This is a genomic window from Streptomyces sp. NPDC005706 (assembly GCF_040631045.1).
Classification (GTDB): domain Bacteria; phylum Actinomycetota; class Actinomycetes; order Streptomycetales; family Streptomycetaceae; genus Streptomyces.
Map to the genome: position 1 here is coordinate 64,727 of NZ_JBEXYS010000011.1, position 18,235 is coordinate 82,961.

The window sequence follows — 18,235 nt, forward strand, 5'->3', positions numbered from 1 at the left end:
GTGCGGTATGTCCGGGTTCGCCGATGGCCGATCGTCGGACTTCGGTTCTGCGGCCGTGGCCGTCCTCGATGCTGGGGGGACGGTGGTGCGGTGGTCTCGAGCAGCGGCGGAGCTGGAGGACGCGGAGGTTTGCGGCCAGCCGGTGCAGGCCTTGTTCGCCGGTGCTCCCGAGGCGCTACGCGGGGCGGGTGATGCTGCGCACCCGGTCCGGGCGCACAGTGGAGGTGACGTTCCGGGTTGTGCCGCTGGAGGATTCCTCGGAGCTGCTGGTGCTGGCCGGGCCGACGTGGCAGGTCACCGAGTGGGAACACAGCTGTCGTGTTTGCGCGGGCTGCTCGCCCAGGATCAAATCGGTGTCGGCCTTTATAACACCGACCTGTCCACCGTACGGACCAACGTGACTCCCCAGATGTTCGCCGGCCCATCGGTGCCACCCGGGAGCCATATACGGGAGTTGCTGTCGGCGGAAGACGCCGCGGACATGCGTTCACCGTCCCGGACACCTACGCGACGTATACTGGCTGGTCAGCCGCAAATGCGGCCACTCTCCCGGAGAGGCCGACTTCGACCACATGATCCGGCTAGGACGGGTACGCTCCCCGCAGTCGATCGAGGTCCGCTTCGGCACGAGCCGGGCCGGGGGCCGTCGACGTCGCGCTCTACACCATGGCCTCCGCCGACGCGGTCATTCCCGACCACCCGGAGGTCGACTGGGAGCAGCTGCACGCGGTGGAGAAAGGCCGGCGCTCACCGCTCGCGTCGCTGCGCCCGGAACCGGCACCCGCGTAGGCCTGCTGCGGGTGCAGCCCTCCGCACCTGGGCCCGTGGTCGCGCCGGGTGCGGAGGGTGATCACACGACCTGGGTGCGCGCGGCCTCGAGGTGGTCCAGGCGTTCGTAAAGGGCGCGGACGAGGCGGGCGCGGCTCTGGACGCAGCGCACGGGGTCCTCGATCCTCAGGGATAGCTGGTCTTCCGCCTCGCGCAAGACGATGTCGGCGAGCGCCCGGGGGCCGCTGTCCTTCGGCAACTGTGCGGCGCAGCGGCGAACGTCGGAGGCGACGGCGCGGGCGTGGCCGGTGAGCTGGAGGGCGATCTGCTCGTAGTCGCGTTCGGCCAGCGCCTCCGGGCCGGTCCAGGCGAGATGGCCTGCTCGTTGGTGTAGCGGAACCGGGCGTCGCGGTCCGGGTGCTGCCTGCCCTCGAGGGTCGTGGCGCCGGCCTGCAGGCTGAAGCCCTCCTCACTCAGCAGGTCCCCGACCGTGTCCGCGCTCACCCGGTGCCCCTGACGGGCGAGCGCGGCCGCGAGGTTTCTGGTCGGTTTCACCGTCCAGTGCAGCGGCGACATCGGATCGCCCCGTTCGTCAGGATCAAGATCTGCGGACCTCTTCCGGCCACCACCGGCCGGCGCACCCGGCTCAGGGGTTCCTCCCCGGCCTCCAGCTCGTCCACCCCCTTGCGGACCGTCGTCTCGCTGACCTGGGCCGCCCGCGTGTGCCCGAGGTTCCGGGTTTCAGCCCCCATCATCAGCCGCCGCTGCCGTTCGTCGAGGGTTGGGAATAACACCTGGAACTTCACATCGAGTTGGCCGCGAACCTCGTCGGTGACGCTCACACCACAACAACGAGCCGCATCGCTGGAAGCAACACCTTGATTCTCTGCGAGCCCTTTTTGACCTTGGTCTGGGTGGAGTCGGGATCCAGGAACGTCGCGACGTCGGTTGGTGTGCGAAGGCGGGCGGTAGAAGTGTTGATGTGGTGGCCGTGTGCTTCCAGGAGTGGGCGGACCTCCTGTTTCGCGCGGCTGATGGTCATGGCAGTGACGCCGAAGAGTTGGCCGAGGAGGCCCATGGTCGCGAGCTTGCGTAGGTGGAGCACGGTGACCAGGACCCGGTCGGCTGGGGTGAGCTTCGCTTTGGCACCTGTGTCAGGGGCCACCAGGCGCTCGTGACCGCGGCGTGTGCGGAGCACTTGCTCGCGTTGGACCTCCACTTTTGGAGTCAGCGCGTCGATGAGCTCGCTGAGCTGCTGGCGGGTCATCCCGGTCAGTTCCGGGTCCTGCAGTGAACGCCGCGCGAGGCGAGGCGGTCTGCTCGCCGGGGCCTGGTCTGACGTGCTGTCGGTCGCCGCCGCGTCCATCGGATGCTGGGGGTGGAGGGTGTAGTTCCAGTCGCCGTGGAAGCGGTGGTGGGTGATGGGCAGGGAGGCGATCTCCTCGTCGCTGACCTGGATGCCGGTGGGGTACGGGTTGGTGTCGAGTTCGGCGTGCACGGTCAGGCCGGTTTTGGTGGTGGTCGCCGCGATGCTCTCGACGATGACTTCGTGGCTGGTCAGGGGCCTGCCGCGCCAGTTCATGGTGATGCGGGAGAACAGCCGGTGCTCGATCCGGTTCCACTTCGAAGTGCCGGGAGGCAGGTGACAGACGGTGACCGTCAGGCCGGCCTCAGCGGCGAACCGGGCGAGCTCAGTTTTCCACGTGCGGGTGCGAGACCCGTTGGAGCCGCCGGCATCGGCGGTGATCAGCAGCCGGCCGGCCGTCGGGTAGGTGGCCCGCCCGGCTCCGTTCCACCAACGGCGGATCGACTCGACGGCGAACGCGGCGGTGTCGTGGTCGGTGCCGACGTTGACCCAGCCGGTGTTTGCGGCGACATCGTAGATGCCGTAGGGCACCGCTCTGCCCAGCTCGCGGTCGGGGAAATCGTGGGTGTCGACTCGCACCGGCTCGCCTCTCGGCTCCCATTCACGGCCGTTGTTCTTGAACGGGCCGACCAGCTCCTTCTTCTTCGTGTCCACACTGATCACCGGAGCACCGCCGTCCTGGTGGTCGCGGGCCTGTTCGTTGAGGTAGTGGAACTGTGCGTCCCGGTCGGGGTGCTGCTTGCCTTTCAGCGTCTTGGCGTTGCTCTGCAGGCTGAAGCCCTCCTCGCGCAGCAGGTCGCCCACCGTGTCCGCGGAGATCCTGTGGCCCTGCCGGGTCAGCTGCTCGGCGAGCTTGCGGGTGGATTTGGTGGTCCAGCGCAGCGGCGACATGGCGCGGACGTCGGGCTCAACCAGCGCGAGGAGTGCCTCCCGAACGGCTGGGTTCAGGTCGACGACGCGTTTGCGGCCGGCGCCGGGCCGACGGACACGGCCTAACGGAGCCTCTCCGGAGCCGAGTTCCCGCACTCCGACAGACACAGTGGCCTCACAGACACCGGCGGCACGAGCGACCGCTCTGATCCCGCCGTGACCGAGGGACTGGGCCTCCGCCCCTATCAGCAGGCGACGCTGCCGCTCGTCGAGGTGCGGCAGAATCGCCTCGAACTTGGCTGCCAGCACGGCCCGTTGCCCATCCAACCTGCTCATGCCAGACCAACGAGCCGCCGAACGGAAAGCCACGAGTTAAAGATCTGCACGCCCTTAGAGGCCGTTCTCTTTCCGAACCTCGTGTGAGGTCTTCGCTGGTCAGGCGTGAAGCAGCGGCTGCCTCGGGAGCCTGGGCTTGTTGCCGGGCGAGATGTCGTGGAGGTGGGCGGATGCCGTCGATGCGGGCGGTTCTGGAGACGCGGCAGAAAGCCGCAGCCGCGCAGGTAAAGCAACTTGAGGCTGAGCTGGATCGGGTGCGGGCGGCTCTGACGAATGCCGAAGAGGTGCACCGGCGTCGGGTGATCGGCCTGGAACAGTATCTGGAGGCGCTGGCCGAGGAGGATGCACCCGCCGACGTGACTGGTGAGGTGTTGAGGAGGAAGCCGGTCGGACCGCGCCGGGCGGGGCCTCACCGGCAGAACGCGACCGGGGTAAAGGAGCTGTCGCCGGATTACCAGGTGTTGATGACCGCCGCGGTCGACGCGGGAGGCGACGGGCTGGGCGCCCGGCGGGCGGCGGTGGTGCTGGGCTGGGACAGTGCGTCGGCCTCCCGCGTCGAAGGCGCGAGGGCACGGCTGAAGCGGCTGGTGGAACGGGGCTGGCTGGTAGAGAAGAAGCCGGGCAGGTTCACGCTGCCCGCATCTGAGCAGGACCCTGGTGCCGGGCGGCCAGGCGGCGGCTCATGAGCATGGCCATCGACCACAGAATGACGGCTTCGCTGGTGTCAGTGCGCCGCTCGTAGTCCCGGACCAGGCGCCGGCTGCGCAGGCACCAGGCGAAGGACCGTTCCACGACCCAGCGGCGGGGCAGGACCTGGAAGCCGCGGATGTCGTCGCTGCGGCGGACGACGTCGAGGACGACTCCGAGCTGCGTTGCACTCCAGTCGACGAGGTGGCCGGTGTATCCGCCGTCGGCCCACACCCGTGCCAGCCGCCCGAAGCGGTCCCTGGCCGCCGGCAGCAGAATGCGGGCGGCGTCCAGGTCGGTGGTCGACGCCGGCGTGACCAGCACGTCCAGCAGCAGACCGAGGGTGTCGGTGAGCAGGTGCCGCTTGCGTCCGTTGACCTTCTTGCCGGCGTCGAAGCCTCGCGAAGTCAGGAGGACGGTGGCATCCGCCTTCACCGACTGTGAGTCGATGACCGCCGCACTCGGCTCCTGATCACGGCCCTCGGCATCGCGAACGGCATCACGCAGCCGGTCGTGCAGTTCGGCGATCAGTCCCGCGTCCCGCCAGCGGGCGAAGAAGGCACACACACGCGGCCAGGGCGGGAAATCAGACGGTATCGCCCGCCACTTGATGCCGTTGTCGACGAGGTAGCGCACCGCGTCGATCATCTGCCGGTGGCAGTAGCCTTCCGGCCGCCCGCCCCGGCCGGCCAGCCACCCCGGAACCGGTAGCAGATCCCGCACCAGGGCCCACTCCGTATCGCTCATGTCCGAGCCGTACCGGGGCCGGCGCTCCGGCCGGTCGGCCGCGTTTCCGAACCTGTGGGCGAGACAGTCACACCCAGGAGTGGGCGGACTGGACCCGGCAACCGTAACCACGCGACACTTCGACAATAGGGCCTCTTGTTTCTCGCTGGACTCGACATCCGCGAGCTACCAAGAGGCCCTTCCTCTATGCCCACCAGCCAACAAGTCACCCGATCCAGGACCCCGTTCGAACCAGACCGAGCACACGACCGGATAGAGAACGGCCAGTTAGGCGAAGGGGAGTCTCCCCGGGGGCCCTGCGCGCAGCGAGCACGGATCACACCTGTTTGGTACGTACGCAGCGCGCTACAGCCGTCACCAAGGGGAACTTAAATTCCCCAGAGGCAGTTTCGTTTCGCGATAGGAGGTAGGCATGTACCCGGCTCAGAGCGGCGGTCCGTGCCTCACCCTCGAGCACTAGCATGTGAGAGTGCGTCCCGAGAGTGGCGGTCAGAGACTCAGCGGAGCGGCTTTGGTAATGGGGAAACTCACTGTTCTCCCAGGTGCTGAAACCCGGGAAGCATGGCGGGATGCACTCGTCCTGCCAATTGGCCGGTTCCCAGTCGGTCTCGGTGTGGGCACACGGGTTGCGAGCGAGTTCCTTGACTCTGCGCACCCAGTCGACACTGTGGTCAGCAGAGTTCCACAGCCCTGCGACGACCCCGCCGGGACGCAGCACCCGGGCCAGCTCGGGCACAGCGCGTTCAAGGTCAAACCAGTGCAGTGCCTGTCCAATGAAGACCGCGTCCACTGACGCGTCAGGCAGCGGGATGCTCTCTGCAGCACCTTGCTTGGCCCTGATAAAAGGGAGCCGGCGACGAAGCTCGGCGAGCATTCCGGGATCTGGCTCCACCGCCGTGACGTTGAGGCCTTCGCGAGCTAGAACACCCGTCAGCGCACCCGTACCTGCGCCCAGATCCAGAATCTTCAGGTGCGACGAAGACGGCACTAGCTCCAGTGCCCAGCGCACCGCGGCCGTCGGATAGTCAGGTCGGTGTTCGGCGTACGCCTTGGCCTGGTCTCCGAAAGAGGAGGCTAGGCGGGTACGCAGGGAGAAATTGTGATTCCGGTCAGAGGCGACGGGTACGGCCTCTAAGACGCACAGCCCCGAAGCATGGTCGACGGTTGCCTCGACGGAAAACCCTGCCTGCCGCAATAGAGCCTCGTATTCCTCGGCCGATCTGTCACGACTGCCAAAAAGGACCATCATGTTGAGATCCCGTAGCGCCGATACAAGGCTGTCGGTATGCCGTACCTTCTCTATCACCAGTAGGCGTGCTCCAACTCCCATCGACTTTCGACAGTTCTCGAGGATGCGAATCGCCTCCTGGTCCCGCCAGTTGTGGATGACCGACTTCAGCAAATACACGTCTGCTCCGGCAGGCACCTCTACCAGCAGGTCGGCCTCCAGGAATTCGCATCGGTCAGTGACGCCCATCAGCCTGGGCGATGTCCTGGAGTGCTCGACCGCAAACGATTGCTCGACGACGAGCGCCCGCATGGCGGGGTGAGCACGCAGGATTCCCGCCGCCAGGGCGCCATCGCCCGCGCCGAGATCGCAGATGACCCGCGCGGCCGAAAAATCATATGACGCAAGAACGTCATCGACGACCTTCTGCGTGTTTGAACGCATGATGTGCGCAAACCATGCAGCAGCGTCCGGCTGTTCAGCCAAGGCGTCCCACATGCCCCTTCCATGAACATGGTCGAACGCCGTGTCGCCGGTCCGCATGGAGTATTCCAGCCCTCCCCATGCCTCGTAGTAGAACGCACCGGTCAACATGGCAAGTCCGTGCAGACTGCCCTGGCCCCCGTGTAGTTCCTTCGCCATTGGGCCAGCCCGGAATCTCCCGGGGGCTGGCTGGTGCACAACCTCGATCCTTTCCAGGACGGCGAGAAAGGGAGGCAACACAGATTCATCGACCTCACAGGCACTACTGATCTCAGCGAGGCTGAGCGTCGCATCACCGAGTTCGTCCACCAAGCCCAAGCGAGCAGCCGTGCTGATGACCTGCGTGATCATGTATCCGCGTAACGCATCGGCAACGGTCTCCTCAGGAGAACGGGAGTAGTCCTGCTCGTCTCCACTCATTGAGAGGACATCCTTTCTGACTATGCCGTCTTCATCCGGAAGGGAGTTCGCGATTTCGCTCCGCCCCGAGGACCCCAGCCGGTGGTGCGGGAGGCGGCGGACGGTGCCGGACACCAGGGGAGCCACAGCGGCGACGAGGTAGACCAGGCCAGCTGCGGTAGTCACGGTGTAACCGCCGAACCTTTCGGCAAGGGGGCCGACGCACAGCTGGCCGACTGGGATAGCGGCGTAGGAAAGCAGGTCGTCGTAGGACGTGACACGTGACAGGACGTGAGCCGGGATGTGCTCCTGCAACGAGGTGTCCCAACTGATGCCCCCGGCGCCGGAGCCGAGGCCGGCGATGAAGGCTCCAATGATGAGCCAGTGCGCCTGCGCATGCGCACCAAGGAGGAGCAGTGGCAGTGCGCCAAGTACGGTCATCAGCTGCCCCGACCGCAGCAGGTGTCGAGCCGTGAGCCGATACATGAGAACGCTTATGCTCAACACTCCCAGTCCCTGCGCGCTGAGCGCGAACCCCCACGTCTCCCGGCCACTTAGTTCATCTGTGAGCGAGGGTCCCAGGATCTGCCAGGTGCCCGTCTGCACGAGATTGATGACGCAAAAGGACACGGTCACGCGCCATACCCACGGGATGCCGCGGAACTCGGCCCAGCCATGGCGGATGTCTACAAGGAGGCCAGTGGATCCCTGCGTACCCGCGCCCGTGTTCACAGACAGCCGAGCAAGGCATCCAGCTCCCAACAGGTATGTCACCGCGTCAATTGCGATGGCGGGACCGCTGCCGACGACCACGACGATGACGCCGGAGATGCTGGGGCCAAGAATCTTCGCCGAGCTACGGGCCGATCCAAGCAGCGCATTGGCCTGCTGCAGGTGCTTCTTCTCCACTAGTTGAGGGACGATACCGCGCAGAGCTGGCCTGGTGAACGCCGAAAAGATGCCGTTGAGGAATTCGAGCAAGGCGACTACTGGCAGCGAGAACTGGTCAGTCAAGAACAATATGGCGACACATCCCTGAGTGAGCGCGCAACTCAAGTTCGCGCACACCAGAATGGTACGCCGGGGGAACGTGTCAGCTATGGCTCCGCCGACGAGGAGAAATGCGAGCATCGGCACCATGTGGGCAGCCAGGATGATTCCGAGAGCACTGACCCCTCCCGAGGCATCCAGGACGCCGAATGCAAGCGCGACCGGGGCCATGGTCGTGCCGAATAGAGAGATGATCTGGCCGGAGAAAAACCAGCGGAAGTCGGACTGTCTCAGAAGTGACGAACGGGCGGCCCAAAGTTGGGTCATGCGTCCACACCTTCAGCTTCGCGGATGACTAGGACTCGACCCTGGTTATAGGGGATGAACACCTTGTCATCCGAACTGACGGTTATAGCCGCCTGAAATCCCTCAATCTCAGGTGACTCGATCACAGCCTCGGCGATCCCCAAGGCCGCGTAGTCGATGAGCAACCTGACCTCCACGTCGGACGGTGCCCAGCTGGCCAGCGCGATCACTGCGTACCCGTTTCCCACCCACGAGGTGGCAAGCACACTCTCGTCATCAGTACTCACGGGAGCACGGGATGACCACCACCCGATCATCCGGGTATCCGCCAGTCGCACGGTGTCCCAGAACCTCCACAAGGGGGCGACGTCAACACGAGGGGCCCGCGCCGTGGCACCGAAGAGTAGTCCCTTCCAGGGATTTCCACCATTCTCAAGCATCTCGCCCATGAGTCCGAACGGAATGCCGGACAACTCGAGGAGCCATTGAACCGGATTTATCGCATCGTAGTCGACATATTCGGAGAACCACAGGCGATCGACATACGGAAAGTGCTCCAAATACAGATTCGCCGAGGAGGCGAAACCGTCGGCCTCTTGGAACTGACTGGCGGAGTGCAGGTCAATCAGTGGCTCGGGGCGGTGCCGGCTAAGCACCTTACGCACCCGCTTCATGGTCGTCCGGTCGAAGCCCACCTCGTCGAGATAGATGCCGTCGATCCGGCATTCCTGTGCCAGCCAGTCGATCATGCGTACGTAGACGTTGAGCCAGCGGGATTCACCACTCGTGACGATCGGCCGATCGTCAGTATTCGACGAGGCATATCCAGGAACAAAACTTACCGGCAGGTGCTCCTGCAGCCATATGTGCCCGACATTCATACCTCGGGGCCCGAGCGCTGGCCCTTGGGCGTAGATTTCGCCGTCGAGAGCCATCAGCGCGTGCACCTCGGGGCTGTCCGTGGGGAGTTCCCTGACGGTGTTGTACACCTTTACTCGAAGCCCAACCGCATGCGCGTCGCGGACATAATGTTCCAAGGAATCGGCGCTAAGCATGGGGTCGTTGATGTGCGGCATGACAGTGGTTGCGTGGTGGACGTTGACAACGGTGGCACCGTAATCTCGGATGTCCTGTGGATCTCCCGGATGGTTGATGGGGATGGGGCGCGCTCCGTACCCGCTGATCTCCTCGATTCGATTGGGTGCGTGGTAATAACGTTCTCTTGCCTGCTTGGAGGTCGCTAAAGTCTTGAATGGCGTGATGAGTATCCTGAAGCTGAAGTCGATATCTTCACCAGCGGCGAGATTTAGCGGGCCGGAGTAAGCCTCAAGCATGGTCGCGGTGTCCGAGCGCTCAATTTTGATTCCGCCCCGGCCGCCATTGCCCCAAGAGCGTGGTTCAACTAGTGGGGACGTCTTGTACCAGTTGCTGTTCAAGGGACGGCGGTACCTGTCATCCCAAAGGGACAGTTGCAGGCCAGCGTTGGTATCCCCGACCCACAGGGCGTCTTGGTTCTTGTTGGCGACATCCCATCGCCATTCGAGGCTGTCAGGGCATTTTCCACCGAGGCGACCCAGGCCCATGCTGTATTGAGCGACATCGTTGTGGATTGGTACGGTCAGGCGAACGTCAGGAAGGTGCACAGGATGGTCACCCGCTGTCACCAGGCATCGGTATTGCAGGCAGCCGTCAGCCTCCAACGATGCGGCGAGCGTCACGGTGACCGATTCTCCGAGCAGCGTCTGTTCCCACGTGGCGGTGGCTGGCCCCTGGCTTGCGATACGCAGGCCCTCGAGGGGTGATGCCTTCGTGCCGAAGTCCCAGCAGATCGGTCCAGCCAACACGTTACGCTCACAGCCGGTCGATGAGGTGCCATCCTCGGAGAAGGTCGACACGATCTTCTCCGGAAGGCCGTCGCTTCCCAGGTGGACGCGTCGCCCGAGGATGTCCAGGCGGCGCTGGGCGGCGTCAACGGACACGGGAACATACGGGTCGACCACGGTGTGGTCATGCGCGAGGGTCGAATCCAACCAGGAGAGCCGGGCCATGGACTGAAGGCGGCGTACACCGCCGTCGAGCAGCGGTGCCTCGGGTGAGACGTCCAACGTGACCCGCACAGGCTCCGCGTCGATCACAACGGTGCCCGTGTGCGTGCCTGGCGCGCAGTCTGTGGGGACCTCGACGAGAAACCACAGGGCCCGCACCTCGCCGGCCGGTATGTGGAGGGCTTCGCGGTCGAACGCGGTGCCATCCGCGCGCACACCTTCGGTCATGAGCGACCGCGTGCAGAACGGCATGCGGCCGGTATGAACGGAAACGTCCACGTCGCGCAGGGCGTATACGCCCACCTGAAAAGCGAAAGCCTCACCTCGACGGGCCTGTGCGGCAAGTCCTGCCGACTCGTCCCGATGCAGCCAGACGGCCGGCACGTGCCGGATCATCTCGATCGGCCGGGATCTCAACTCGGGAAAGACCAGCAGGTCCTTTCCATCGCTTCGCCGGTGCAGGGATGCGACCTCGTCGGGAGACGCGGGGAATCCCATGGGGGCGAAGCTGTCATGCGCCGAGACCGCCTGATAGGTGGTCGCGTCGGCCAGGGGCAGCGTGCTCCATGAACCGGGATCGTCGATGCCCGTTGCCCGTCGCCAAGTGGGGTTCTCGAGGGGCCGCCATGGCAGATAGTGGGCGTCCGGATAGTTCCGGCCTCCCACGAGAGCATAGGGGAGATAGTAGAAGTAGTACTCGCCCGCGCCGGCGATCGGCTCGAATACGACATCACCGCGGTGCGGGGTGTCGTACAGACGGACCACATTACGGACGCGTTCGCTGGTTGCAGCGGCCACGACAATCAGGTCGACGCGCTCCGGTCGCTGGTCCTTGCGGCGCCAGGGCAGGATGACGCGCACTGCCGGAGCGGCATGCGGCACCGTGACGATAATTCGATGGTTACCGAAGAGGCGGGAATCCCAATGCCCGATCGAGCAGTCGAGCTCGGGGTGCAGACCGTCCCCCGTTGTTCTAGTCATTGAAATGCTTCCTCATAACAGACAAGCTTCCGGATAGGGAGAAGATCGGGATGCCTTACCCGCTGCGCAGCTCATGCAGTTCGCGGGTTCTTCTGCACGCGCTGTCGATACGTTCGACGCAGGAATCAAGATCCTGTCCTTCAACCAGCACCATGGCCACACACACGGTGCTGGTGAGCGGTTCGCTCATCGTTTCGCCCGGCGGGATCCTCATCCGAACGTGGCGCACGCCCGGGAAGGAGGCGATGTCCGAGCGGGTGACGGTGTTGCGGACGCCGGGCTTGACCGGTAGGCAAGCGAAGCCGAACACCGAGTCCGCTCGTGGCCGGTGCACGGTGACATCCGCTCTGGCGAGGAGCTGGATGTGGGCGCGCCACAGGTCCACGCCTATGGTGTGGTCTGCGACTAGGTTCGCCAGCGCGCCGGATGGGCGCCACGCCAGTTCTCCGGCGACGAACCTGCCAGGGGATCCGAAGACTTCAAGGTGGAAGACGCCTCGTGTTCCGTTGAGCGCGTCGATAGCCGCCTGGGTGAATCGGCGAGCCTCTTGGTAGAGGTCTGTGTTCTTGCTGGGGGGATATGCCACTGAGCGGTTGGTCAGCCCGCGCCTGGTCTCGATCAGCGGCGCCAAGTAACGCGAGACCATGAACTCATGGACGCGGCCGTCCACCAGGGTGCCGTCAAAGTGCCATTCAGGGCCGTCTTGCCGCTCCTCGATCACCGCGTGCCGCAGACCCTCGTTGTCCTTCAGCACTTGGAACACGTCCTCGGCGGTGGGGCATGAAGTGACCAGCGTGCTGCCGCCCAGTGCCGGGGGCTTCACGATGTACGGGGCGCGGAGGCCCTCGATGATGCTGCGTACCTGGTCGACCGAGTGGGGCTCGTTGGTGATCGTCGCGAACCGGGCGGTCGGAACACCGCTTTCTGTCCACAGTGACTTCTGCAGAGCCTTGTCCCGGCCGGCCAGGGCAGTGGCCGGGCCGAGTGTTGCCGACGTGCCGAGGAGTTGGTTGAGGATCGCGGCCGAGGTCACGGCCAGCTCGTGCGAAGGAATCACCGCCTCGACATCGTCCACGGTGCCGAGGTGTAAGAGCGTCGACCAGGCGAGCTCCAAGTCACCATAGGATGGGATGGAGCCGCTTCGTTTGACCAGGTCGGCCGCACTCTCGACTGCTGCGCGATTGCGTTCCGTATACAGCACGGTGATCTCGTGTCCGAGTCTTGCAAGTTCCTTGATGGCAATTGCCTCTGGGCCGGGTCCCAGCAGTACGTAGTGCATCGTCACTGACCCTTGATGTGTGCGAAGCCGACCATCAGGCGCCGAAAGTGACGGGCAGGAAGTCCATGCTGCGGACGGTCGCCGTCGTCCTGCGCACTGGTTCGCCGGTCTGCCGCAGGGTGCCCGGAGCCTGCAGGAGACATCGGATGATCTCTCGTATCGCCATGTTCCCGAAGAGTGCTCCCAGGCAGGCGTGCGGCCCCCAACCGAATCCCAGGTGACGATTCGGAGTACGATCCAGAACCAACTCGTCGGAGTTGGGGAATTCGTCGGGATCCCGGTTCGCTGCGGCCAGCAGCGTGATGATCGCCTGCCCCGGCTCAATGACGGTTCCGCCCAGCTGGGCGGGTTGAGCGGCGATGCGGCTGGTGGCCTGTGCCGGCCCGTCGAAGCGGATCAACTCCTCCACACCGCTGGACAACAGCGTTTCGTTGCGGAACTCGTCGAGGGTACCCGGATGGTTGAGCAGCGTGTGCACAAAATTGCCGGCGGCCGCGAACACGGTTCCGTAACTGGCGTTGAACATGACGCCGGTCGTGTTGCGGATGTAGTGGTCGGGAACACGGCTCGCCGCCAGGGTCTCCTTGACCGTGGTGAGGAGGCCGGGCCGGCCCTCGTCGTGCTCCAGCCACTCGTCTGCCAGCGCGTTGAGCTGCTTGCGTGCAAAGTCGCCCGGCGCGATCACAGCGGGATCGAGCCCGGCGTCCATCCTCCTCGTGATCGCGTCAGCGATGTCGGCATACTCGTGCAGGTCTGGCTCCTCCACGCCGAAGAGTTCCGAGGTCACGGTCAGAGCTGCGGGAGCCGCGACACGATGGATCCAGTCGAACTCGCTCTCGTCGGCGACCGACTCGAAGATCTTCATGACGCGCTCGCGGGTGCGATCCGCAATCGCGTCGAGGTCCTGCGCCCGGAACGCATTGATCAGCAGGCTTCGCAGGGGCCCCAGCTGGGGAGGGTCGAGCGACTGGAGGTTCTGCCGGAACTCCGGGACGTCTTCCCCGACGCGCCGTCGGTCGCGGGCAAACGCCTCGTGGTTGCGCAGCACTTCGCGGCAGTCGTTATAGCGTGTGAGCACCCAGGAGTTCATCCGCTTATGCCAGAACACCGGAGTCTCCTCGCGGAGTTGTTTGTAGAGCGGATAGGGGTCCTCGAGGGTCGCCGGGTCCAGTGGATCGTAGACGGGCAGGACGGGCACGGGCGATCTTCTCCTTTGCAAGATGAGTGCGTCAGAGCGTGACGCTGATTTCGAAGAGGAGTTCATCGCGCAGCGACAGCCACTCATGTGCTTCGACCTGGAAATGGATTTCCTGGTGGCGCACTTGGACCGCTTCGATCGGGCCGTCCGTTTCTCGGCGATATGCGGGGAGATCTCCCCAGTAGTACAGGTGACTGCCGGGGGCTTTGAGCCAGCGGAGGCGAGGCGGCAGCGGACTCTTCGGTACGCCCGCGTTGAGGCTTCGGAAGAACCGTCGCAGGTAATCTATGTGACTCTTGGCGAACGCTGCGTCCCAGCGGACCCAGCCATAGGTGTCCTTGATTTGCTGCAGGTCACCGCTTGCAGGGCCCATGGCCATCAGCCGGTCTCTGAGCGCAGCGTTCTCGACGCCGCCCATGGGGAAGGTGACCAGGGGTTCGCTCGTCAGCGGATCCCCCAGAGACCTGCCGTACTCCCGGTCGTGAGGGCTCAGGAGGTTGTTGTAGATACCCACGGACTTGCTGCTTGTAGTTCTGGCCGTCCAGTACACGCGTGACACGTACGGGGTGTCCCACCACCCCAACCCCGTGGGATGCCAGGACCAACCGCACAATGCGGTGGTGAACAGGACGATGCTGAGCAGCCACGGCACCACACCGAAGCCACCGGGTTCCGCGGCCGGCAGTTGAAGCGCAGTCACCGCGAGCGTCAGGGCGATCCCGATGTTCTCCCAGAAGAGCAGTCCTGAGAGGAGGGCGACAGTCGCGTTGAAGGCGACCGCTCCCAGCAGTGCCGCGATAAGGCACCATCGGCTGGTGAAGGCGACGACGCCCAGCGCCTGCAGGGCCAGTGTCCCTGCATTGAGGAAGACCACCCAAGGCGAGAGCAATCGGATGATGCGGCGCATGACCCGGCGGGGGAGCCACCGCGCCCACCCCCATGCGTAGGCGTTCGCTATGAGAAGGTCGGTTCGGTTGTGCGCGATCCAGCCCCACGGGTCGCCGGCCAGAATGATCTTCGTCTTGCATGCCGCCACATAATGAGAGAGGAAGGCAGTCCCCAGCAGGACCAGCATCCCCTCCTCGGACAAACGGGGCTCGGGTGTGAGGAGCAATCCAGCGGTGCCGTCCACGATTTGCCAGGTGAAGGCGGCCTTGATGATGCGCAGACTGGCCATGGAATGATGGGTCCACCCCCCCAGCCTGCCGCACAGGGCGACTACTGCCGCGAACAAGAGCGGGGGGTAGAACAGGGCCGCTACGACGATCAGGGCCACGGCCACTCTGTCGACCCGCTGCCATCCCACCTCGCGCGCGACATCGTAGTCAAAGGTCAGGCATTTCCATCCCACCATCGCCACAGCGGCGGCCGGAACGACCTGCATTTTCATGCCTGCGGCAGCGAATCCCACACCGGCCCAGATCGTAAGCGGAGTTATCGCCAGGACGGCCACGAGAACCCTTTGCAGACTGACCGGCTTCTCCGGATAGGCCCCATTGAACGCCGCCGAGGATACGCCCGCTCTCAATCCTCTGGCGCTCCAACGAACGCACGGCGAGATCAAGTAGCGATACATGGCGACGGTCGCTGCGAGTTCGGCAGCGGCTCTGAGCTCGCCGCCCAGTACAGTCATTTATCCCCCCCACTTGTCCGCTGGGTTGTCCTGTGGCGCATCGTGTGTCTGCCGCGTTGGGCCCGGTATTGCCGGGCCCAACGCACGTGTCACTCAGTGGTCGTAGCTCATCCGGCTTCTCCTTCCTCATACGACGGGCCATTTGTCACGGAGCGGAAGCAGCGATGCAAGGTCCGATACATCGCGTCCCTGTTCCGCTCCGAGTCATAGACGATGCAGAACATGCCATCGGTGTCCTCTCCGCTCCTTGTCGGGGGAGCGGAGAGGATGACGCCGAGCCGTGTGGCCGGGTCGTAAAGGATGTCGGCCTGGCGGGCCGCCGCCAGGAAGTGGCTGACGCTCGATATGCGCCATGAGGCGGGGATGTCGTACTCCGCGACGGTGCGCTGCGGGGCGGCACTGGCATCGACAAGATGCTGGGCGATGGCGTCGTAGAGGTGTAGGGATCCGGAAACCTGGGCGTTCATCTCGGTGAACCACACCTGGCCGCAGCGGTCGACAAGAGCGTCGGCCGAGACGTGACCGCGGTAGCCGACGGCGCGATACACCTCGGCCAATCGCGCGCCACCTTCGAGGAGGGCTCGGTGCGCATCGGAGCCGATCTCCCTGGGGCGCAGCGGCACGGACTGTACGGCGAGCTGCCGATCGGCATACGACAGCAGCCCACTGCCGGTGGCGGTGACGCCGTCGTTCGTGATGCGGTGCTCGGAGTACACCGAGATCGAGCCCGGAACGAACTCCTCGAGGACCACGGGGAAGCGGCCGGCGGCCGAGGCCCATTGCCAGCGTTCGGCCCAGTACTCCCGTATGCCGACATCCCCCGGCGCCAGCGGATGAAGATGCCGGGCCCCGGCGTGACCGAGGTCATGCTCGCCGCGGCTGAGAACGATCTGGTTGCCGTTCCCGGAGCCGTTGTGGGACTGCTTAACCACGACCCCGGCGCTCTGCCGCAAGAGGTGTGCCATGGCGCGTTCCGCTTCGGTCGCGTTGTGGCACACCGCGCCCGCCGGGACCAGCACGCCAGCCCCGGCGGCCAGCGCCCGGAAACAGGCCTTAGAGTTGGCGAGCTCACCCCCGCCCTGCGCCATGAAGGCTGCGCCGGGCAGCCGGTCCTGCAGTCCCAGGTTCTCGGAGAACCTGGCGACGTACGGCGACGGCCACAGGGCGAAGATCTCGGACACCCCGGCAAGGTCGCCGGCAACGTCGCGCGCAAAGGCGGCGTCCGTGAGGCTGTGCGGGTCCAGGACGCGGCCAGCGAAGCGGCCGGGCGGCGGCACACGCAGGCGAAGACTGCCAGCCTCGACCCCGGTGAGGCTGGTTACGTATTGCAGGAACTCCTCATCGGCCGCCTCGGGCAGGATCACCACGTCATGCGGTTTGGCAAACCACAGGATGCGCTGCGCAGCCGAGCGTGTGTCTCGGCTGACCCGTATCGAGTCGTCGATCGTGTTTCCGAGCAGAATTCTCACGCGGGCCCTCCGGGGTGCTGCATCAATTACTTGCGTGCCACGCGTCGACGCTGTCAGGACAATTCGGCCATCCGGTTCGCAGCTTTGAACATTTCCGTCGTGCTGTAATCCGTGTGGGTATGGCCCACGCCGGACAGCGTAATCAACTCGGCATCGGGCCAGGCCTGGGCCAGCAGCCACGCCATATCGTAAGGATTGGCGCGGTCCTCTCGGCCGTGCAGAATGAAGCCGGGTATTCCCTTCAGGCGGTGCGCGTCCCGAAGGACCTGGTTCGCCGCCAGCCAGGCGTCATTGCTGAAATAGTGGGCCACGATCCTGGCGAACTGAAGACTGAAATCCGGGTCGGGATAGCGGCGCGACGGCTGCCAGCCTGGATCGAGGCTCGATATCACGTCTTCCCAGGCGCACCAGTTGCGGGCTGCTTCGCGCTGGGTCGCCTCGTCGCCGCTTTCATTGAGTAGCTGGTTGTACTCGGCGATCAGGTCGGTGTGATCGCCGGTGCCGGCCCCTGCTTGAAAGCGTTCCCACTCTTCCGGGAAGTATCGGCCCATCTCGTGGTAGAGCCAGCGGAGGTCGCCCCTGCGAGCCAGCATCATGTACATCAGCAGGATCGAGCGCACGCGGTCGGGATGCGTCTGGGCGTAGACCAGCGCGAGCGTCGTCCCCCATGACCCGCCCCACAGTGCCCAGCGGTCGACCTCAAGGTGCTCCCGAAGTCGCTCGATATCGGCGACCAGGTCCGTGGTCGTGTTGTCCGTGAGGCGAACCGCGGACTGGGCTGCCGACGGCCGACTGCGGCCGCAGTTGCGCTGATCCATCTGAATGATGCGGAAACGCTCCGGGTCCCACGCCCGCCGCAGCCCGGGACTGCTGCCGGAGCCGGGCCCACCGTGCAGTACGAGCACGGGCACGCCGTCCGAGTTGCCACTCGACTCCCAGTAGACCTCGTGGCCTTGCCCGACGCTGAGCAAGCCCGTGTCGTGAGGCTCAATCTTCGGATACATCTCCATCGATCCTTCTCCCAAAGCTGATGACTGCGGCTACGGGGCATGGATGGCACGCAGCGGAGCTGCCCTACGGGATGCTGAAGGTTGCGCATAGAACCGCAGCACAATGCACAAATTGAGAATTCTCGCCAGGGGTTCGTCAGGCAGACCAGCATTTCCCTGTGCAGGCGAGCACTGAAAGCGCGGTGGCGAATAGATATCGAATGCACGCCCCCCGCTCGCGTCGACTCATCGTCAAAACTAGATAGCGATTGCTTCGCTCGTCAAGAGCCGTCCGCGACTTGTTACAGATGTAGCCGCAAGGCCTTTGGGAAGGGTGCACTCGCGTTTGCGCAAATCGTTTGTACAAAAACTCGTGAGGGGTCTTGACCGAGTCGGTTCCGGTGAGGAAGGCTCGCATCACGGAGATAATCGTCCGAGGCATTGCTGTGCAGTGACGCCAC

At 64.8% G+C, this 18,235-nt stretch carries 10 protein-coding genes and 3 pseudogenes; 2 read left to right on the forward strand and 11 right to left on the reverse strand.

Features of this window, described 5'->3' with window-relative positions:
* Positions 1-557 precede the first annotated feature (557 nt).
* A pseudogene (locus ABZ478_RS19570) lies at positions 558-789 on the forward strand (hypothetical protein); the annotation flags it as partial.
* A 61-nt stretch (positions 790-850) separates the two neighbouring features.
* Here the strand turns inward: ABZ478_RS19570 and ABZ478_RS19575 are convergent.
* The 3 genes and pseudogenes from ABZ478_RS19575 to ABZ478_RS19585 form a co-directional block, all read right to left on the reverse strand.
* Positions 851-1,141, reverse strand: a pseudogene (locus ABZ478_RS19575) (restriction endonuclease); the annotation flags it as partial.
* Between the two features lie 2 nt (positions 1,142-1,143).
* Positions 1,144-1,520 (reverse strand): annotated as a pseudogene (locus ABZ478_RS19580) (ISAzo13 family transposase); the annotation flags it as partial.
* An 86-nt stretch (positions 1,521-1,606) separates the two neighbouring features.
* On the reverse strand, positions 1,607-3,310 hold the full coding sequence (locus tag ABZ478_RS19585) for an ISAzo13 family transposase (protein ID WP_359551247.1): 1,704 nt from the start codon (positions 3,308-3,310) through the stop codon (positions 1,607-1,609).
* 209 nt (positions 3,311-3,519) lie between these two features.
* Between ABZ478_RS19585 and ABZ478_RS19590 the strand changes: the two genes are divergently transcribed.
* On the forward strand, positions 3,520-4,026 hold the full coding sequence (locus ABZ478_RS19590; protein WP_359551250.1) for a hypothetical protein: 507 nt from the start codon (positions 3,520-3,522) through the stop codon (positions 4,024-4,026).
* On the opposite strand, the gene ABZ478_RS19595 is transcribed toward ABZ478_RS19590, so the two are convergent.
* The 8 genes from ABZ478_RS19595 to pip all read right to left on the reverse strand — a co-directional run bounded on the left by ABZ478_RS19595 (position 3,968) and on the right by pip (position 17,795).
* On the reverse strand, positions 3,968-4,774 hold the full coding sequence (locus tag ABZ478_RS19595) for an IS5 family transposase (protein ID WP_359551011.1): 807 nt from the start codon (positions 4,772-4,774) through the stop codon (positions 3,968-3,970). The genes ABZ478_RS19590 and ABZ478_RS19595 overlap by 59 nt on opposite strands.
* 316 nt (positions 4,775-5,090) lie before the next feature.
* Positions 5,091-8,201 carry an MFS transporter gene (locus tag ABZ478_RS19600; protein ID WP_359551013.1) on the reverse strand — a complete coding sequence of 1,037 codons (3,111 nt, stop codon included), beginning with the start codon at positions 8,199-8,201 and terminating at the stop codon, positions 5,091-5,093.
* A complete protein-coding gene (locus tag ABZ478_RS19605; RefSeq protein WP_359551015.1) occupies positions 8,198-11,206 on the reverse strand; it encodes a glycoside hydrolase domain-containing protein in 3,009 nt (1,002 codons plus the stop codon). Before ABZ478_RS19605 ends, ABZ478_RS19600 begins: the two co-directional genes overlap by 4 nt.
* A gap of 55 nt (positions 11,207-11,261) precedes the next feature.
* Complete coding sequence (locus tag ABZ478_RS19610) at positions 11,262-12,491, reverse strand: hypothetical protein (RefSeq protein WP_359551018.1); 1,230 nt, start codon at positions 12,489-12,491, stop codon at positions 11,262-11,264.
* 28 nt (positions 12,492-12,519) lie between these two features.
* Positions 12,520-13,683, reverse strand: a complete 1,164-nt coding sequence (locus tag ABZ478_RS19615) for a cytochrome P450 (protein ID WP_359551020.1) — start codon at positions 13,681-13,683, stop codon at positions 12,520-12,522.
* Positions 13,684-13,714: 31 nt separating this feature from the next.
* A complete protein-coding gene (locus ABZ478_RS19620) occupies positions 13,715-15,316 on the reverse strand; it encodes a hypothetical protein (protein ID WP_359551022.1) in 1,602 nt (533 codons plus the stop codon).
* Positions 15,317-15,423: 107 nt separating this feature from the next.
* On the reverse strand, positions 15,424-16,785 hold the full coding sequence (locus tag ABZ478_RS19625; RefSeq protein ID WP_359551024.1) for a hypothetical protein: 1,362 nt from the start codon (positions 16,783-16,785) through the stop codon (positions 15,424-15,426).
* A gap of 53 nt (positions 16,786-16,838) precedes the next feature.
* Positions 16,839-17,795: a prolyl aminopeptidase gene (gene pip / locus ABZ478_RS19630; protein ID WP_359551027.1), complete on the reverse strand. Its 957-nt coding sequence runs from the start codon at positions 17,793-17,795 to the stop codon at positions 16,839-16,841.
* Between the last annotated feature and the right edge of the window lie 440 nt (positions 17,796-18,235).

Coding starts and splice junctions, on each gene's coding strand:
- ABZ478_RS19590 (WP_359551250.1), top strand. CDS start 3,520: ATGCGGGCGGTTCTGGAGACGCGGCAGAAAGCCGCAGCCGCGCAGGTA.
- ABZ478_RS19595 (WP_359551011.1), bottom strand. CDS start 4,774: ATGAGCGATACGGAGTGGGCCCTGGTGCGGGATCTGCTACCGGTTCCG.
- ABZ478_RS19600 (WP_359551013.1), bottom strand. CDS start 8,201: ATGACCCAACTTTGGGCCGCCCGTTCGTCACTTCTGAGACAGTCCGAC.
- ABZ478_RS19605 (WP_359551015.1), bottom strand. CDS start 11,206: ATGACTAGAACAACGGGGGACGGTCTGCACCCCGAGCTCGACTGCTCG.
- ABZ478_RS19620 (WP_359551022.1), bottom strand. CDS start 15,316: ATGACTGTACTGGGCGGCGAGCTCAGAGCCGCTGCCGAACTCGCAGCG.
- pip (WP_359551027.1), bottom strand. CDS start 17,795: ATGGAGATGTATCCGAAGATTGAGCCTCACGACACGGGCTTGCTCAGC.